Origin of the sequence: Brevibacterium sp. 'Marine' (assembly GCF_012844365.1) — a bacterium.
Taxonomy (GTDB): domain Bacteria; phylum Actinomycetota; class Actinomycetes; order Actinomycetales; family Brevibacteriaceae; genus Brevibacterium.
This window is the reverse complement of sequence record NZ_CP051626.1, coordinates 206,545-224,314: the sequence shown is the minus strand read 5'-3', so window position 1 is coordinate 224,314 and position 17,770 is coordinate 206,545. Positions and strand designations below refer to the sequence as shown.

At 65.9% G+C, this 17,770-nt stretch carries 13 protein-coding genes; 3 read left to right on the top strand and 10 right to left on the bottom strand.

Annotation, left to right across the window (positions count from 1 at the left end; translation table 11 throughout):
- Positions 1 to 54 precede the first annotated feature (54 nt).
- The 10 genes from HF684_RS01005 to HF684_RS00960 form a co-directional block, all read right to left on the bottom strand.
- Positions 55 to 1,575, bottom strand: a complete 1,521-nt coding sequence (locus HF684_RS01005) for a TRAP transporter large permease (protein WP_169250943.1) — start codon at positions 1,573 to 1,575, stop codon at positions 55 to 57.
- Positions 1,572 to 2,126, bottom strand: coding sequence for a TRAP transporter small permease (locus tag HF684_RS01000; RefSeq protein ID WP_169250942.1), 555 nt, complete (start codon positions 2,124 to 2,126; stop codon positions 1,572 to 1,574). Before HF684_RS01000 ends, HF684_RS01005 begins: the two co-directional genes overlap by 4 nt.
- A 1-nt stretch (position 2,127) precedes the next feature.
- Positions 2,128 to 3,168 (bottom strand): DctP family TRAP transporter solute-binding subunit, encoded by a 1,041-nt coding sequence (locus tag HF684_RS00995; RefSeq protein WP_248279061.1) that lies wholly within the window; start codon positions 3,166 to 3,168, stop codon positions 2,128 to 2,130.
- A 118-nt stretch (positions 3,169 to 3,286) separates the two neighbouring features.
- Positions 3,287 to 4,192 carry an SDR family oxidoreductase gene (locus HF684_RS00990; RefSeq protein ID WP_211168037.1) on the bottom strand — a complete coding sequence of 302 codons (906 nt, stop codon included), beginning with the start codon at positions 4,190 to 4,192 and terminating at the stop codon, positions 3,287 to 3,289.
- The gene (locus tag HF684_RS00985; protein WP_169250941.1) at positions 4,189 to 5,889 is read right to left on the bottom strand and encodes an AMP-binding protein; all 1,701 of its coding nucleotides are present in this window, start codon (positions 5,887 to 5,889) and stop codon (positions 4,189 to 4,191) included. Before HF684_RS00985 ends, HF684_RS00990 begins: the two co-directional genes overlap by 4 nt.
- On the bottom strand, positions 5,889 to 7,052 hold the full coding sequence (locus HF684_RS00980) for a thiolase domain-containing protein (RefSeq protein ID WP_169250940.1): 1,164 nt from the start codon (positions 7,050 to 7,052) through the stop codon (positions 5,889 to 5,891). The genes HF684_RS00985 and HF684_RS00980 overlap by 1 nt, the downstream gene beginning before the upstream one ends.
- Positions 7,053 to 7,288: 236 nt before the next feature.
- Positions 7,289 to 9,793, bottom strand: a complete 2,505-nt coding sequence (locus HF684_RS00975; protein WP_169250939.1) for an FAD-dependent oxidoreductase — start codon at positions 9,791 to 9,793, stop codon at positions 7,289 to 7,291.
- A 62-nt stretch (positions 9,794 to 9,855) separates the two neighbouring features.
- Positions 9,856 to 11,208: an MFS transporter gene (locus tag HF684_RS00970; RefSeq protein WP_169250938.1), complete on the bottom strand. Its 1,353-nt coding sequence runs from the start codon at positions 11,206 to 11,208 to the stop codon at positions 9,856 to 9,858.
- 47 nt (positions 11,209 to 11,255) lie between these two features.
- On the bottom strand, positions 11,256 to 12,770 hold the full coding sequence (locus tag HF684_RS00965; RefSeq protein WP_169250937.1) for an iron-sulfur cluster-binding domain-containing protein: 1,515 nt from the start codon (positions 12,768 to 12,770) through the stop codon (positions 11,256 to 11,258).
- Entirely contained in the window at positions 12,767 to 13,987 is a 1,221-nt protein-coding gene (locus tag HF684_RS00960; protein WP_248279238.1) for an aromatic ring-hydroxylating dioxygenase subunit alpha, read from the bottom strand. Before HF684_RS00960 ends, HF684_RS00965 begins: the two co-directional genes overlap by 4 nt.
- Positions 13,988 to 14,248: 261 nt before the next feature.
- Between HF684_RS00960 and HF684_RS00955 the strand changes: the two genes are divergently transcribed.
- From HF684_RS00955 to HF684_RS00945, 3 genes are all read left to right on the top strand, one after another.
- Positions 14,249 to 15,181, top strand: a complete 933-nt coding sequence (locus HF684_RS00955) for a LysR family transcriptional regulator (RefSeq protein ID WP_169250935.1) — start codon at positions 14,249 to 14,251, stop codon at positions 15,179 to 15,181.
- A 188-nt stretch (positions 15,182 to 15,369) separates the two neighbouring features.
- A complete protein-coding gene (gene fdhA, locus HF684_RS00950; RefSeq protein ID WP_169250934.1) occupies positions 15,370 to 16,584 on the top strand; it encodes a formaldehyde dehydrogenase, glutathione-independent in 1,215 nt (404 codons plus the stop codon).
- Positions 16,585 to 17,005: 421 nt separating this feature from the next.
- Positions 17,006 to 17,686 carry a GntR family transcriptional regulator gene (locus HF684_RS00945; protein ID WP_169250933.1) on the top strand — a complete coding sequence of 227 codons (681 nt, stop codon included), beginning with the start codon at positions 17,006 to 17,008 and terminating at the stop codon, positions 17,684 to 17,686.
- Positions 17,687 to 17,770: the final 84 nt, after the last annotated feature.

The following is a 17,770-nucleotide window of genomic DNA, read 5'->3' as shown; positions in this document are numbered from 1 at the left end:
CGCCGGCCGAGGCCGACGCCCGCAGGCGCCGACCCCGACAGCAGGCAGCCCGAACTATCCGACCCCGAGCAGGTCGGGCAGCCAGTTCGAGATCGCCGGGATGTAGGTGATGAGCAGCAGAGCGATGATCGCGCAGATGAGGAACGGCATGATTCCGCGCGCGACCTCCTCGAGCTTGATCTTCCCGATGCCCGCGCCCACATACAGGTTGAGCCCGACCGGCGGGGTGAACAGGCCGATGGCGAGGTTGACGGTCATGAACACACCGATCGTCGTCATGTCCACGCCCACGCCGATGAGGATCGGCACGAGGATCGGGATGAACAGGTAGAACGCGCTGATCGCGTCGACGAAGGCCCCGACGATGAGCAGGATGATCGTGATCGCCGCGAGGATGAGGTACTTGTTGTCCGTCACTCCCAGCACCGCCGTCGAGATCCGGTCGGCCACCCCCTCGACGGTGATGACATAGGAGAAGAGGCTGGCCACGCCGACGATGAACATGATGACCGCGGTCGAGACCCCGGACTCGAGGAATACCTTCGGCATGTCCTTCCAGGTCAGCTCCCGGTAGACGAACACCCCGACGACGAGCGCGTACACGGATGCGACGGCTCCCGCCTCGGTGGGCGTGAAGATTCCCCCGTAGATCCCGCCGAGGATGATCACCGGGATGAGCAGCCCGGGAATCGCCTTGATCAGCGCGGACATGAACTCGCCGAACCCGCCGTCGTGATGGGCCGTGACAGTCGGATCGACGGTTCCGACGCCCGATCCGGACGAACCGGAACTCGCCGAGGCGGCCTTCCCGTTCGTCGTCAGCAGCTGAGTCTTCCCCACTGCCGCAGAATCGCCTGCCGCACCGTCACCCGAACCGCCGCTGCCGGCGGAATCAGAACCCCCCGCGGACGACGTCGACCCGGCCCCCGCCTCGGCGCCGGTCTTGGCCCTCACCGGCAGACCGGCGAGCTCACGCACCCGCGGGACGAACAGGGCCGCGATGAAGAACGCGAGCGCCATGATGATGCCGGGCACGATGCCGGCGATGAACAGCCGGGAGATCGAGATCGACCCGAACTCGGCGGCGACGACGGCGAAGATGATGAACGCGATCGACGGGGGCACGACGATGCCCATCGACCCGGAGGCCGCGACGAGGGAGACCGCATGCTTCTTCTGGTACCCGTTGCGCACGAGCGCGGGGATGAGGATCGCACCGATCGCGGCCACGGTGGCCGGCCCCGATCCGGAGATCGCGGAGAAGAAGAACGCGGAGATGATCGTCACCGCGGCCAGGCCGTGGCGCAGGCGTCCGAAGATGAGGAACGCGAGGTCGACGAGCCGCTGCGAGATGCCCGTGTACTGCATGACGATGCCGGCGAGGATGAAGAACGGGATCGCCAGCAGCGTGCCCGAACTCATCGACGGGAACATCACCGAAGGCACGACGTCGAGGACCTGGAAACCGTCGGTGGTCACGAGGGTGACGACGGCGGACAGGCCGAGGGCGAAGGCGACGGGGATCCCGAGGCCGAGGAAGAGGAAGAAGCTGCCGAAGAGCAGAAGCGCGATCATTTCCGGCCTCCCTTGACATCGGCTGAGAATTCGGACGAATCGACGGTCGGGGTCGCCTCACCGGCAAGCCTGTCGACGACCGCCTCGGCGGAGGTGTCCTCGCCCAGAGCTGTCCGCAGGGCCTGGATGCTGCGGATGATTCCGAGCAGACCGGCCAAGGGGATGGACAGGGTGAACAGCCACTGCGGGATGCCCAGCGATGGGGTCGCCCGGCCGCGCACCCCCTGCGCGATCGTCATCTCCCCGCCCCAGATGAGGAGGACGGCGAGGAAGACGACGATGAGTCCGGTGCCGGTGAAGAGCAGGGCGCGGCGGGTCCCTGCCTTCGTATTCTCGACGAGGTAGGTGAACCCGAGATGCGCGCCGAGGCGGATCCCGACGACGGCTCCCATCATCGTGAGCACGACGAGGAGGTTGATGGTGATCTCCTCCGAGAAGGCCAGCGAGGCCTTGAAGATGTAGCGGGAGAGGACGTTGACGAAGGTGACGATCACGATCACCATGAACGCGGCGATGACGACCCAGTCCTCGAAGAATCTGATGACTCTCATCTCACAGTCCTTTCGGGATGAACGCCTGGGCCATGTCCGGTCCCCAGACCTTGCGGTATTCGCTGTAGATCGGACCCAGCTTCGCGCGGAAGGCGTCTTTCTCCTCGTCGCTGAGTTCGTTGACCTCCATACCGGATTCCTTGAGTTTGTCGATGAGCTCGGACTCACCGTCCCGGTTCTTCTTGATCTGGAACGCGTTCGCATCACCGGCCAGCCGGGTCACAAGCTTCTGATCCTCGGGCGTCAGGGAGTCGAAGAGATCCTTGTTGACGCCGAGGATGAGCGGGTCGTACGAGTAGTTCCACAGCGTCAGGTACGGCTGGACCTCCTGCAGGTTCGCCGAGTAGATGACGTCGATCGGGTTCTCCTGCCCATCGATGGCACCCTGCTGCAGCGCGGTGAAGACCTCGCTGAAGGGCATCGTCGTCGGATTCGCGCCGATCTGCCGGTAGAGGTCGGTGTACATGCCGAAGCCGGGGATGCGGAACTTCATACCCCGCATGTCCTCGGGGGCGTGGATGGGCCGGTGCGAGTTCGTCAGCTGCCGCATCCCGGATTCGCCGAAGCCGAGCAGGTGCACGCCCCGTTCGGCGAGGTAGTCCTTGTACACCTGCCCGCCGGCACCGGCGAGTGCCTCCTGTCCGTCCTCGACGGAGTCGAAGACGAAGGGCGCGGTGACGGCGCCGAAGCGCGGGTCGACGCCGGCGTAGATGATCGGCGAGTTGTACGAGAAGTCCTTCGCACCGTCCATGAGCTGTTCGACCCCGGCGGTGGGTTCGCCGGCGGAGAGTCGTTCGCTCGTGAAGATCTTCATCGTGATCCGACCGTCGGTCTCGTCCTCGAGGTCCTTCGCCAGCTTCTCCGCCGCGAGGTACCACGTGCTCGTCGAGCCCGTCGTCACCGTCATCTTCCAGCGGTAGCGCTGCTTGCCGTCGTCGGTGGTGCCGAAGTTCGTTCCGCACCCCGCCAGCAGCAGGGCGCACACCATCAGTACGGCGGACCAGACGAGCATCGTCCTCGTCGTCCGTGTTCTCGGCACCATTGCCTCCTTTGTTTCCGTTATCTCACTGTCGTTGAGTTCAGCGGGGCCGGGCCCCGACCGCGGTGACGGTGGATTCCCTCGCCGAGGCGGTCGCCGCCGTCCGTACGCACCGTCCGCGTCATCGTTTCGGCATCCCCGCGTAATGGGTCAGTCCCCCGTCGACGGGGATGAGCGTGGAGTTGATGTAAGCCGATTCGCGTGATGCGAGGAACACCGCGAGGTCGGCGACGTCGTCGGGCCGGCCCATCTTCCCGGTCGGTGACTGCGCGTGCCGGGCGGCGAGCATCTCCTCGACCGAGTCGTAGTGACCCGAGATCGAACGATGGATGAGCGGGGTCTCGATGAGCCCCGGAGCGATCGAGTTCGCGCGGATGCCTTCGGAGGCGTACTGCGCGCCGACGACCTTCGTCAGTTCGATGAGCCCGGCCTTCGACGCCGCATACGCCGGGTAGTCATAGCCCATATAGCGCATCCCGCCGACCGAGGACACCGTGATGATCGACCCGTGCCCGGCCGCGCGCATATGCGGCAGGGCATGCTTGATCGCGGAGAACGCCCCGGTGAGGTTGATGTCGAGGGCTCGGCGGAAGCCATCGGTGGCGAGGTCGTCGACTCCTCCGTTGACGACGATGCCGACGTTGTAATGGAGCACGGTCGGCCCGCCGAGGCGGTCGGCGCAATGCGCGAACGCCGCCGCCAGCGAGTCCTCGTCGCCGACATCGGCGACGACCGTGGTCAGTTGAGCGTCGAGATCAACCCCACCGAGGTGGCACCGCCCGGTGAGATCCGCCCCGTTCGAGTCGGCCCGGGCGGCCGCCTCGGCGAGGGCCCGTGTCGCTTCGTCAAGCGCACCTGGGTCACGGTCGACGATGCAGACCTTCGCCCCCTCGCGAAGGAATCCGATGGCCGCAGCGAAGCCGTTGTTCACCTCCCCGTCCGGAGTGCCGCAACCGATGGCCATGATCGTCGTGCCGACTAACCTACCTGCCGGCCCTGACACGACTGCCGTGCCTGTTGTGCTCATCGTGCGCTGCCCCGTCCCTGTGAGTATTCGGCTTTGAGTTCCTTGCGCGCGAGTTTGCCGTAGGCCGTCACCGGCATCGTCTCGACGACGTGGATCTCCTTGGGCACCTTGTACGCGGCGAGCCCCGACTTGCACAGCGCGGTCAGCCGCTCGGCCAAGTCGGCGATGCTGCTCGTATTCGCGGCATCGGCCCGGTCGCCGCCGCCGGGACCAGCATCGGCACCGGCCGGCGCCTTCGCGCGTTCGATGACGGCCACGCCGATCTCGCCCCACTGCGGGTCGGGCACGCCGACGACGACGGCCTGGGCCACCTCGGCGTCGGTGAGGAGGAGCTCCTCGATCTCGCGGGGGTAGACGTTCGATCCGCCGGAGATGTACATATCGGATTTGCGGCCGGTGAGGAACAGGTACCCGCGGTCGTCGAGGTAGCCGACGTCGCCGGTGTGGAAGAGTCCGCCGGCGAAGGATTCGGCATTGGCATCGGGGCGACCGAGGTAGCCTGCGCACACGGTCGGTCCGGCCACGCAGACTTCGCCCTGAACACCGGTGGGCAGATGCGTGCCGGTCTCGTCGACGATGACGATCTCGACTCCGGTGCGGGCACGGCCGCAGGTGCCGATGCCGGCGTCGTCGACGGGGATGACTCCGTGATCCTCGGGACGGAGGATCGTGATCGCTCCGGTCACCTCTGCGAGTCCGAAGTACTGGACGAGGCAGGGTCCGAGCCGCTCGAGCGCCCGGGCCTGGTCGGTCGCGAGCATCGGGGCACCTGCGTAGATGACCCGCTCGAGGGTGTGGTCCTCGGGTCCGCGTCCGTCGGGAAAGCCGGCGACGATGCGGTTGAGGATGGTCGGCACGGTGAAGGCGTTCGTGATCCCGTAGGCGTCGATGGCCGGCCACAGGGACTCCACGCTGGGCTTGCCGCCGGGGTGGATGACCGACGGGGTGCCGCCGAAGACCTGCCCGAGCATATGGATGCCCGCCCCGTGCGACAGCGGCGCGAGCACGAGCGAGGCTCCCGTCTCGTCCTCATTGGGAAAGAGGTCGCAGCGGTGATTCATGAGCACCGCGCCGAGGTGGCGGTGCGTGAACGTCGCGGCCTTGGGTCGGCCGGTCGACCCGGAGGTGAAGAAGTACCAGCAGGGGTCGTCCTCATCGACGGTCGAGTCGACGGCCTCGGCCGGTGCGGCTCCTTCGGCCGGTGCGGTCCCCGTGGTTCCGGCCGCCTCGGCGCCGGTGGGCAGGTCCCCGATCCAGAAGACGGGGCCGGTGAAGCCCGTGCCTTCGAGGGCCGTGACGAAGTCGGAGTGGGCGCGGTCGGCGATGACGGCCGCGGGGGCCACCTCGGCGCTGATGCCGAGCAGCTCCTCGGTCGACAGGGCCGCGTTCGGTGGGGCGATGACCCCGCCGGAGCGCAGAATCCCCCAGAACGACTGGATCACCTCGGCGTGGTTGGCCGAGACGAGGAGGACGGTGTCGCGACGATCCACGCCACCGGCTTGGAGGGCGGCGGCGAGCGCCTCGGCGCGGGCGTCGAGTTCGGCCCAGGTCCACCGCAGCCCGTGATCGTCGTCGACGACGGCGAGGCGGTCGGGCAGACGTCGGGCGGTCTGGGTGAGGAAGTGGGAGACGTTGACCCCGCGCCGAGGTGTGGGCGTGAAGTCCTTGGCCGGGGAGGTCTGGGAGACGGCGCGCATCAGCGGACGCGCTCGAGGACGGAGGCGAAGTTCGACACGGCGGCACCGCCCATGTTGAAGACTCCGGCGAGTTCCGGGGACTCGATCTGGATGCCGGGTGACCGACCGGTCAGCTGAGCGGCGGCCAGGGCGTGCATGGATACACCGGTCGCGCCGATGGGGTGGCCCTTGGACTTGAGTCCGCCGGAGGGGTTGACGGGCAGACGACCGCCGATCTCGGTGGTGCCGTCGTCGAGCAGGGTGCGTCCCTGACCGGGGGCGGCGAGGCCGAAGGCTTCGTATTCGAGGAGTTCGGCGATGGTGAAGCAGTCGTGGGTCTCGAGGAAGTCGAGGTCGTCGATGCCGATGCCGGCGGCCGTGAGCGCCTGGTTCATGGCCGCGCGGGCTCCCGCCATCTCGAGCGGGTCGCGCTGGGACAGCGGCAGGACGTCGTTGGCGTTGCCCATGCCCCTCCACGTCACGGCCTGCGGCGCGGAGGCGGCGACATCCTCGGCGGCCAGGACCAGCGCCGCGGCTCCGTCGGAGACCATCGAGCAGTCGGTGCGGCGCAGGGGTTCGGCGACGTACGGGTTCTTCTCGCTCACGGTGTTGCAGAAGTCGAAGCCGAGGTCCTTCTGCATATGCGCCAGAGGATTCTGCGATCCGTTCGCGTGGTTCTTCGCGGCGATCTTCGCCAGTGCCTCCGAGTGGTCGCCGTAGCGGGCGAAGTACTGGCGGGCGATCTCGCCGAAGACTCCGGCGAAAGATTTGAAGTGCTCTTCCTCTTCCCGGAAGCTGGCGCTGAGCAGCACCTCATTGACGTCGTGACCGGAGGCCTGAGTCATGCGTTCGGCACCGATGACCAGGGCCGTCTTGTGGCGGCCGGCGGCGATGGAGTCGTGGGCGGCGAAGATCGCGGCAGATCCCGTGGCGCAGGCGTTCTCGTGCCGGTGGGCGGGCGTGCGGGCGAGTTCGGGGAACACGGTGCCCGGCAGGGCGGCTTCGAATCCTTGGCGAGAGAGTCCGTTGTTGAAGACGCCGACGTGGATGACGTCGATGTCGGCCGGTTCCAGTCCCGCCTCGGCGATGGCATCGCGGGCGACGTCGGCCATCATCTGGGGCAGCGGTGATTCGGACCGGCCGAACTTGCCGTGGGACCAGCCGATGATCGCAGGTGAGGACATGGACACTCCTTCGGGTACCGGGCTCTGCGGAACGAGCACTGTCCTCACATACTTTCCCGGTCCCATCAGCCGGTCAAAGAAAATCCACCATATGGAACATTGGTGTCGGCCTTCTGCACACCACCACCGGCCCAGCCGCCGAAAAACGGGCGGAGCGTCGAGAAACGGGCGCGCACCCCGTTTCTCGACGCTCCATGCGTTTTTCGATGAGCGTCGGCGGCGACTGCCGCCGCGGCTCACCCCTTGAGGCGAGTCATCTCGGGGTCGAAGAGCGGCTCGGCGGTGACTGTGGCCGGCAGGCGACGGCCGAGGTATTCGATCTCCACGGCGTCACCGACCGACAGGGTGTTCGGCAGCCAGGCGTAGGCGATCGACTTCCCGATCGTGTAGCCGTACGCCGCCGAGGTGACGTACCCATCCGCGACACCCGAGCCGCCGACCACGTACACCGGCTCGTTGCCGAGCACAACGTCCGAGGGCACGTCGAGGGTGAGGCAGGTCAGCTTCGTCGTCGCCTCCGCCGCCCTGGACTCGAGCGCGGCCTTGCCGATGAAATCGTCGGTCTTCGAGGCCTTCACGGCGAATCCGAGTCCGGCCTGAACCGGTTCGTGTTCGCTGGTCATGTCGGTGCCGAAGGACCGGAAGCCCTTCTCCAAGCGCATCGAGTTGAACGCCTCGCGGCCTCCGGCGATGATGCCGAATTCCTCACCGGCCTCCCACAGCACATCCCACAGTCGCGAACCCAGATCCGCCGAGGTGTAGATCTCCCAGCCGAGTTCGCCGACGTAGGACAGGCGCATCGCCGTGACCGGCACTCCCCCGAGCACTGCGGGCTTCGTCCGGAAGTACTTGAGGCCGGCGTCGCTGAAGTCCTCATCGGTGACCTTGGCGATGACGTCCCGGGCCAGGGGTCCCCACAGCCCGATGCAGCAGGTGCCCGGAGTCGTCTCGCGCACGGTCACCCACTTCGACGGGTCGGCGGCGGACTGGTGCTTGGCCGCCCGTGAGATGGCGGCGAAATCGATGTTCGAGTTCGCTCCCACCTGGTAGGTCTCTTCGTCGAGGATCGCAACCGTGATGTCGCTCGTGATGCCTCCGGCCTCATCGAGCAGCAGCGTATAGCTGACCGCTCCGGGCTTGCGCAGCATCGACGAGGTGGTCATCCCGTGCAGCAGTTCGCCGGCACCGGGCCCCGTGACTTCGAAGCGTTTGAGCTGGGTCATGTCGAACATCGCCACCGAGGTGCGCGTCTTCCACGCTTCGGCCGCCGCGATGGGCGAGTGGAACTGATCCGCCCAGGCGTCGCGTTCCGGTGCCGCCCACTCGGACGGCATCTCCTCGAGCAGAGCAGCGTTCGCGTCGAACCAGTGCGGACGCTCCCAGCCGGAGGTTTCGAGGAAGAACGCACCGAGCTCCTCCTGCTGCCGCCGGAACGGGCTCGACCGCAGGTCACGCGGGGAGACCCGCGGCTGCAGCGGGTGGATGATGTCGTAGATCTCGACGAAGTTCTGCTGCGAGGTCTCGCTGACGTAGTCCGGAGTCGTCTGCACGTCCTCGAACCGGTTGAGATCGATGCCGGACAGGTCGGTCTTCGACCGGCCTTCGGCGATGAGCTCAGCCACGGCGCGGGCGATACCGGCGCCATGGGTCACCCACACCGCCTCGGCGACGAAGAATCCGTCGACCTGACGGGACTGTCCGACCAGCGAACCGCCGTCCGGGGTGAACGAGAAGATTCCGTTGAACCCGCGCTGGATCTGCGTCTGTGCGAGTTCGGGCAGCAGAGTCTTCGTCGCCTCCCATTCGGGGGCGAAGTCGTCCGGAGTGAACTCGAGGCTCGAGGGCATCCGTTCGGATGTGATCTCGTCCGGCGAGTAGGTCTGCAGGGTGTCGAGGTCAACGGGCATCGGACGGTGGGCGTAGGAGCCGATGCCGATCCGCTCACCCCATTCGCGGTAGTACAGGTCCTTGTCCTGGTAGCGCAGGATCGGCGCCTGTGCCCCGGCGGGCACCTCGTTCTTGCCGATGAGCGAGGGCACCTCGGTGGTCCAGGCGAATTGGTGGCCCAGCGGCAGCAGCGGAATCGGGGTGCCGACCATCTCACCGATCTTCGGTCCCCAGAATCCGGCGCAGGAGACGACGATATCGGCGGGGATCCGATCCTCACCGGCGATGACGGCGCTGACCCGCCCGCCAGTCGTCTCGATGTCGGTCACCGTGGTCCGGTCGCGGAATTCGACTCCCGCAGCACGGGCACGTTCGATGACGAGCTGAGTTCCCTTCGCCGCCAATGCAAGCCCGTCACCCGGAGTGAGCAGTCCGCCATGGACCATGTCCCGGTTGAGCATGGGGAAGAGCTTCGCGCACTCGTCGGCGTCGATGACGTCGGCGTCGACCCCATAGGACCGGTTCCATCCGGCCCTGCGGTGCAGATCCTGCAGACGATCCTCGGTGGTGGCGATCTCGAGTCCGCCGACGGGCAGGAACGAGCCGCGGCCGTCGGCGTCCTTGAGCGAGGTGAGTTTCTCGATCGTGTACTGCGCGAACTCGGTCATCGACTTCGACCCGTTCGACGAGAAGACGAGTCCCGGGGCGTGGGAGGTCGAGCCGCCCGGGATGGTCAGCGGGCCCTGTTCGATGACGAGGGTGTTGGTCCAGCCCAGCTGCGCGAGTTCGTCGGCGAGGTTGGCGCCGACGATGCCGGCTCCGATGATGACGACTCGTGGTGATGTCTTCGGCACTGAGTACTCCTTGTTGTTGACGGTGGTAGAGGCTGTTGTCGCAGCAGACGCCGGAGCGGGGCTCAGACGTCCAATGCGGAGTATTTGGTTTCCGGTGCCCAGAAGATCGAGGCGACGAACCCGACCAGGGGGAAGATCGCCGCGATGAGCAGGGTGCTCGAAACTCCCAGGTGGTCGAGCGTGACCGGGAACAGATAGGTGGCTCCGGCAGCACCGACCCGGCTGAATGCCGCGGCGTAGCCGACGCCGGTGCTGCGGAACCGGGTGGTGAACATCTCCGGGGGATAGACATACTGGATGCTGTTCGATGCGGTGATGATGAGGACGAAAGCGCCGAAGACGATGAGCACGACAAGCGACGGCAGATCAGTCCACCCGCCGAGGACGACGAGCAGGACCACCATGAGCGCGAAGGTCCAGTTGACGAAGGTGCGTCTCGGCAGCAGCCACAGCAGCCACAGCCCCACTCCGGCGCCGAGGAGCTGGAGCGCGTTCATGAGCAGATCGGTGGAGAACCCGTTGTTGAGATCGAGGTCGTCGAGCACCGGCACGATGAACGTGAAGATCGCGAACAGCGGTCCCACTTGGCAGAACCAGAACAGCCCGGAGTAGATGATCGTGCGGGTGTCGTTCTCCCGGAAGAAGTCCCGCAGCCGGGTCTTGACCACCTCGGCCGGGGCCGGAGGCAGTCCGTACTGCGGGCCGTAGTGCGCGGTGATGATCGCCTGCGCCTCGTCCGTGCGGCCCTGCGCCTGCAGCCACCTCGGCGACTCGGGCAGCGCCATCCGCAGGATGAGGACGACGAGTGCCGGCACCGCGCTGCTGGCCAGGAGCATCCGCCAGGAGTCCGCGTCCCAGACGTGGGCGACGACGAAGGCGGAGATGAACCCGATGAACCAGAAGGCCGCGATCGATCCGAGCAGGACGCTGCGGTGGCGGCGCGGAGTGAACTCTGCGAGCAGGGCCGTGCCGACCGCGTACTCGACGCCGATGAGCAGCCCCAACAGCAGCCGCATGGCCACGAGATCCCAGGTGCCGACGACGAAGAGCTGGGCCAGGGAGACGACGACGAAGCCGACGAGGTTCCAGAAGAACACCCGCTTGCGCCCATAGCGGTCGGCGATCCGTCCGAAGAACAGGCCGGAGACGAAGATGCCGATGAGCGCACTCGCCGCGATGAGTCCCTGCCCCAGCGCCGACAGTCCCAGTTCCGCAGCTGCCGGAGAGACCGCCCCGCCGATGACCCCGAGGATGTAGCCGTCGATGAATATTCCACCGAAGGCCGCCACCGCGACGAGGAGCACGAGCCGATTGAGCGGGGCCTCATCGACCGAGATCCGCCCGGCACCGATCGGCTGCGCGACAGCACCACGACGGACCGGCTCGATGCCGTCGATGTCCTTCTGCTGTGTCATGTGGTCTCCTTCGACTCACTCAACGAATGTTGTGGTCAGGGCCCTGTTCAGGCGTCGATGACGAGGTCGGTCTTCGCCGTCGAGCAGCACGGCAGGAACTTGCCCGCGTCGATCTCCCTGGCGCGGATTCCGCCCAGATGATTCATCTCGACGTCCCCGTCGAGCTTGACGATCTTGCAGGATCCGCACATGCCCTCCTGGCAGTTCGCGGGGATCTTCACCCCCGCCTTCCGCGCGGCCTGGAGGACCGTTTCGTCCTCCCCGACGCAGACGTTGAGGCCGGTGCGCACGAACGACATCGTGTGCTCGCCCTCACCCACAGTAGGCAGTGCGGCGGGGTCGACGACCTCCGTTTCGTCATCGTCGGAAGATCCCGTCGCCGAGGCGGCCGTCCGGCTCCCCGCCGAACCCGTCGACCCAGCGTTCGACGCGGACCCCGGACCCGCCTCGGCGAGGTTCTCGTCGGTGACCCCGACGACCTCGATCTCGACCTCGTCTTCGACGGGTACGACCGCCTCGGCGTCGACGGCTTCGGTCGGCGCCCCGACGGCCTCGATGGGTCCGTCGGCGTCGTACTCGGGTTCGTACAGATCCAGCGCGGCGGGCTGGGACTCGAAGTACTCCTCGGTCGTCGCCGCGATCTCCTCGGCGATCTCACCGGCGATGGCGACTTCCTCGGCGTATTCGGCACGGATCTCGCGGTCGCCGGAGAAGAACTCCATGAACACCGAGGTGTCGTCGACGCCGACGCTGCGCAGCAGCTCGGTCGCGGAATTGAGGTAGCCCTCCGGACCGCAGGCGAAGACCTGCCGGCCGTTGGCATCGGGGACGAGCTCCTCGAGCAGCTCCTGCGACAGACGACCCGTCCGCCCCGTCCACTCCTCACCGCACTCGCGATCGCCGAGGCAGTAGATGACCTTGATCCTGAAGTCTGCCTTGGCGAGGAAGTCGAGCTCCTCGGAGAAGGCGAAGGAGTCGGGGGCCGAACCGTGGTAGAGGAGGACGACGTCGGCCTGCCCGGGCAGGGCATGGACGGTCCGGATCATCGACATCAGCGGGGTGATCCCGGCCCCGGCCGCGAGCAGCAGGAAACGAGCCCGCCGGTCATAGTCGGCCAAGTGGAAGGCCCCGACAGGGCCGAGCATGTCCAGGGTCGTTCCGGGTCGGATGTTCTCGTGTGCCCACGGAGACACCCGCCCCTTCTCGTCGCATTTGATCGTGATCGAGAACGTCCACGGTTCGGTCGGAGCCGACGAGATCGAATAGCTGCGGGAGGCCGGTTCGGCATTCGGTCCGTCGATGGGGAAGTCGATGTTGATGTACTGCCCGGAGCGGAACGCCAGGGGCGCACCGTCCATGCGACGGAAGACGAAGACCATCATGCCACCCGCCTCGGGGATGGTCTCCACACATTCGGCGGTGAACTCCTGCGGGTGCCAGGGGCCGAGCGCGGTGGCGGCCCCGGCCGGTCCCGCGGTGCTCGACAGCACCCGGTTCCACGGCATCTCCAGGCCCCGAACCCGCTGGGCGAGCGGTGTCGCCGGCGCAGCGGAGGACCTCATCCGATGTGCTCCCGCATCCGAGTCACGTACCAGTTGATGAAGGCCTCGACCTGGTATTCGCTCTTCATGTACGGGCCCTGCTCGTAGAACGGGCTCGCCGCTCCCTGCTGGCAGAGTTCGACGAAGGCTTTGTCCTGAAGATTCGTCTGCTTCCACGTGTGGGTGAGCGTCTCGAGGTCGTAGTCGACGCCTTCGACGGCATCATCGGCAACGAGCCAGGTGGTGCGCACCAGCGTCTGGTGTGCGTTGATGGGGTACGCGCCGAAGGTGATGACATGATCGCCGAGGAGGTGGAACCAAGAGTTCGGCTGCAGGTGCATCGAACACCGTCCGAGCCGGAAGTCGGGCAGGTCGCCGAGCAGCTTCTTCGACAGCCGACGCCCGTCTGCGGAGAAGGACTCCCCCGCCCCGTCGAGTGATTCGCGGGAGATGCGGATCCCACCGACGCGGGTGTCGAGCTCTTCGACGACCTCATAAGGCAGGCCGTAGCGGCGGCAGCGGTATTCGAGGGAGGCCTGCGCCTGCTGGTTGCGCTCCCATACATCCTCGAGATGGGGAGGGATCGTCTCGTCGGTCAGGCCCCAGGTCGGGAACAGCGAGCAGGCGAGCTCCGGATGGCCGTCGCAGTGGTAGCACTCGCGGTTGTTCTCCATCACGAGTTTCCAGTTGCCCTCCTCGACGATGTTCTGCTGGTACGCGACCTTCGTCTTCCCCAGCTCGTGCGGGCCGATATAGGGTTCGAAGATCTTCGCGGTCTCGTGGAAGTCCGTCGGCGGCTCCTCGGCCAGGCAGATGAACACGAGCCCGGCGGCGATCTTGCCGTGCGCGCGCTTGAGCGCGTAGCAGGACTTGTCGAAGGTCATCTCGCCCGGCGCCGAGGCGTGGATGAGGTCGCCCTCGGGCGAGTAGGTCCACGAGTGGTAGCCGCAGACGAGGTTGCCCGTCGTGCCCTGCGGGTCAGTGAGGACTCGTGCCCCGCGGTGGCGGCACACATTGTGGAGGACATTGACTCCGCCGTCGTCATTGTGCAGAACGATGAGTGAGTACGGACCGTAGTCGAGCGTGACGTAGTCACCGGGCTCGGGGATCTCGGCGACGCTGCAGGCGAAGACCCAATGCTGGCCGAAGATGGCCTGCATGTCGAGGTTGAACAGATTCGGGTCGGTGTAGAACGGCGCCTCGAGCGAGAAGCCGGCTCGACGGGTGTCGAGTCTGATACGGGTCTCGTCGAGTTTCTCCTCGGTGAAGCCGGCAGGGAAGCCCTTCTTCGTCGGTGCCAGGTTGGTAGCGGTCAATTCTCATCTCCCTTGATGTCAGCCATTCACGGCCGGTTGACGAGGCGGCGAACCCCTCGACCGAGGCCGTGGAGACCGAGCCGTGCGGCTGAGATCTCGTGAGCAAGAATAATCAGCAATAACCTCCGGTAAAAGCGCGAGATTTCGTTACATACTGTGCGGAATACCTGCATAATGTTGCTCATGATCGATCCGCGTCTGACGACCCTGCGCACCTTCGCCGCCTGCGGGACCATCGGTGCCACCGCCGAGCTCACCGGCTACTCGCCTTCAGCGGTCTCCGGCCAGCTCAGAGACCTGCAGCAGTCCTTGGGTATGACCCTTCTCGTCAAGGACGGCCGGGGACTGCGACTGACCTCGGCGGGGCGCTATCTCGTCCGCCGCTCCGACGAATTGACCGCCGCGTGGGAGGACATCCGCGCCGGTGCACTCGGGGCCGGCGACCAGGCTCCGACGCATTTCGGCATCGGCGGCTTCTCGACCGCTTCGTCGAACCTTCTGGCACCCTTGGCCGCCGAACTGCGCACGACCCGCCCCGGGATCAGCGTCCACGTCATCGAAGCGAGCCCAGCTCGCTGTTTCGAGCTCCTCGTCGCCGAGCGCATCGACCTCGCCGTCATCGTCTCGATGCAGGGCAATGTCCAGGTCGAGGAGGATGATCGGTTCGAAAGCATCGACCTGCTCGACGACCCACTCGACGTCATGGTGCCCGCCGATCATCCGATCGCCGACCGCGAATCGGTGACCTTGGGCGAGCTGGCCGGCGAGGAGTGGATCACCGCAGGACCGGGCTCGCCCTACCACGCCCTCTTCGTCGCCGCGTTCACCGCGGCCGGGGTCACGCCGACCGTGGCCCATGAGTCCGTCGAATGGGAGACTTCGGCAGCGCTCGTCGGAGCCGGGGTCGGAGTCAGCCTGCTGCCCAGGCTGGCCAGCCTCGCCGGGGAGGCCAACGTCCGCCGCGTCCGACTGACGGGAACCGGCCGCCTGAGCCGGAAGATCATCGCCGCAGTGCGGGCCGGAAGCCGCAGGTCTCCCCTGGTGAGAGAGTCGATGCAGCATCTGCGCACGATGTCGCAGCTCATCCTCTCGACTCGCCTGCGCGAGGACTCCTGACGAGTGTTTCGCTGAGCTGCGGCGACGAATGCATAGCGCTTGATATTTCTTCCAGCGGGGGCTTGACAGAGTCCGACGTGGGCGGCGAGACTGCAGTCACGTCTGATGAAAGACTGATATGTCAGCGCAGTCTCTCGACTCGCTCACATACCCAACTCCCCCGCACGCGCATTCATGGAGGCTCGACGATGAGCAATAAGGCAATCAGCTATGCAGGTCCCGGGAAGGTCGAGGTCATCGACACCGAGTACCCGGACTTCGTCCTCAAGGACGGGCCTGGAGTCAATCCCGCCAATATCGGCCGCAAGGTCGATCACGGCGTCATCCTCAAGACGGTGGCGACGAACATCTGCGGCTCCGACCAGCACATGGTCCGGGGCCGCACGACTGCCCCGGAGGGCCTCGTGCTCGGTCACGAGATCACCGGTGAGGTCGTCGAGGTCGGCCGGGACGTCGAGTTCGTGCGTGTCGGCGACCTCGTGTCGGTGCCGTTCAACATCTCGTGCGGTCGCTGCCGCAACTGCAAGGAAGGCAAGACCGGCATCTGCCTCAACGTCAATCCGGACCGCCCGGGTTCGGCGTACGGCTATGTCGACATGGGCGGCTGGGTCGGCGGGCAGGCCGAGTACGTGCTCGTGCCCTATGCCGACTGGAACGTCCTGAAGTTCCCGGACAGGGATCAGGCGATGGAGAAGATCCTCGACCTCACGATGCTCTCGGACATCTTCCCCACCGGTTTCCACGGTGCCGTCAGCGCCGGTGTCGGGGTGGGCTCGACGGTCTACGTCGCCGGTGCGGGCCCCGTCGGAATCGCAGCGGCCACCTCGGCGCTGCTGCTCGGTGCGGCCTGTGTCATCGTCGGCGATCTCAACGAGGACCGCCTGGCTCAGGCCCGCGGATTCGGGTGCGAGACGGTCGACGTCTCAAAGGGCGACCCGAAGGATCAGATCGCGCAGATCCTCGGCGAACCCGAGGTCGACTGCGGCATCGACGCCGTCGGCTTCGAGGCTCGCGGACACGGCAAGGACGCCGGTCATGAGGCACCGGCGACGGTGCTCAACTCGCTCATGGACATCACCCGGGCCGGAGGCAGCCTCGGCATCCCCGGTCTCTACGTCACCGGCGATCCGGGGGCTCCCGACGAGGCGGCCAAGGAAGGGTCGCTGTCGATGCGCTTCGGCCTCGGCTTCGCGAAGTCGCATGTGTTCGTCACCGGCCAGTGCCCGGTGATGAAGTACAACCGAGGACTCATGCAGGCGATCCTCCACGACAAGGTCTCGATCGCGAAGAACGTCAATGCGACACCGATCCGCCTCGAGGACGCCCCGCAGGGCTACGCCGACTTCGACTCGGGTGTGGCGAAGAAGTTCGTCCTCGACCCCCACGGCCTCATCTCTGCCTGAGGCACGTTTCGCGGACCGCGCCCGGCTCCTTCCTGGCGCGACCTTTCGCGCCAATGAGTGGTCGCAATCGGATACTCTCAGGCTAGCTGAGTATCCGGTAGCGACCACTCTTTGCGTCCGCCGCCGGACCGATTCCGAATCAGACCACAGCCTCCTCAGCGGAGTTCGGGCAGGTCCAGCAGGTCGCGGCCTGCAGAAACAGTGCCGGAGGCATTTTAGGCAGTCTCACCCTGCGTCCACGAACACCACCCCGATTCCCGCAAATACGCTACCGGTGTTGCATGGCAGAGCGGACTCCCCTCAGCATCGTAGGAATCTGCTGAACAGCAAAAGTGACTTCTCAACTGCGAATATAATGGGCATTCGAGGAAATTCACCGCGAGCCTTGACCTCTGTGATGCATGCAACATACGATCTAGGTATGCACACCAACCCTGGGCCGTCGCCGCTTACGCTCCTCGAACGTGTTCGGTCGAAGATCACGAGTGGCGAGCTCGAGCCGGGAAATCCACTCTCCGAGGTCTCTCTCGCTCAGGAGTTCGACGTCAGCCGAACACCGATCAGAGAGGTCCTCAAACAACTGCAACTCGAGGGCCTTATCGAGATCCGCCCCAAAGTCGGCACCTTCATCCGGGAACCGAGCCGGAGAGAGATAGTCGAACTCTTCCAGCTCAAAGAAGTTCTCGAGGGCCTCGCGGCAGCACTCATGGCACGACGCGGACCATGCCCCGAGCTCGATCAGCTTGAGGACATCGTCGCCGCATCCGAGGTGTCCTCGAACGCAGGGGACACGGATACCTATGCGGCTCAAGTGCAGGACTTTCATCAGACCATGGTCGCCGGAGCCGACAACACCAAACTCGTCGAGCAGTACGAACGACTGATGAATCAGCTCGCCTATTTCCGTCTCGTGCGCAGGACTCTCCAACACCCCGGCAGAGCCGTTAATTCGAGCAGAGAGCATCGCCAGATCCTCACGATGATCCAGGACAAGGATCCATTCGGAGCCGAGACGACGATGCGATCGCATGTATTCGCTTCGACCCAGGAGCTTCTCATTCCTCAGACTCGGACCACACTTTCACTCGAACGCGAAGAATGAGCCCGACCTATTCGACTGCCGTTGGCCGCTGACCAGGCGTATCCCACCTCTCAGTCTTCTTCGTACTCATCTTCTTCTGACTCG

What these genes read in the sequence shown, in the direction of transcription:
- HF684_RS01005 (WP_169250943.1), bottom strand. Translation starts at nt 1,575, where the DNA reads ATGATCGCGCTTCTGCTCTTCGGCAGCTTCTTCCTCTTCCTCGGCCTC.
- HF684_RS01000 (WP_169250942.1), bottom strand. Translation starts at nt 2,126, where the DNA reads ATGAGAGTCATCAGATTCTTCGAGGACTGGGTCGTCATCGCCGCGTTC.
- HF684_RS00995 (WP_248279061.1), bottom strand. Translation starts at nt 3,168, where the DNA reads ATGGTGCCGAGAACACGGACGACGAGGACGATGCTCGTCTGGTCCGCC.
- HF684_RS00990 (WP_211168037.1), bottom strand. Translation starts at nt 4,192, where the DNA reads ATGAGCACAACAGGCACGGCAGTCGTGTCAGGGCCGGCAGGTAGGTTA.
- HF684_RS00985 (WP_169250941.1), bottom strand. Translation starts at nt 5,889, where the DNA reads ATGCGCGCCGTCTCCCAGACCTCCCCGGCCAAGGACTTCACGCCCACA.
- HF684_RS00980 (WP_169250940.1), bottom strand. Translation starts at nt 7,052, where the DNA reads ATGTCCTCACCTGCGATCATCGGCTGGTCCCACGGCAAGTTCGGCCGG.
- HF684_RS00970 (WP_169250938.1), bottom strand. Translation starts at nt 11,208, where the DNA reads ATGACACAGCAGAAGGACATCGACGGCATCGAGCCGGTCCGTCGTGGT.
- HF684_RS00965 (WP_169250937.1), bottom strand. Translation starts at nt 12,770, where the DNA reads ATGAGGTCCTCCGCTGCGCCGGCGACACCGCTCGCCCAGCGGGTTCGG.
- HF684_RS00955 (WP_169250935.1), top strand. Translation starts at nt 14,249, where the DNA reads ATGATCGATCCGCGTCTGACGACCCTGCGCACCTTCGCCGCCTGCGGG.
- fdhA (WP_169250934.1), top strand. Translation starts at nt 15,370, where the DNA reads ATGAGCAATAAGGCAATCAGCTATGCAGGTCCCGGGAAGGTCGAGGTC.
- HF684_RS00945 (WP_169250933.1), top strand. Translation starts at nt 17,006, where the DNA reads ATGCACACCAACCCTGGGCCGTCGCCGCTTACGCTCCTCGAACGTGTT.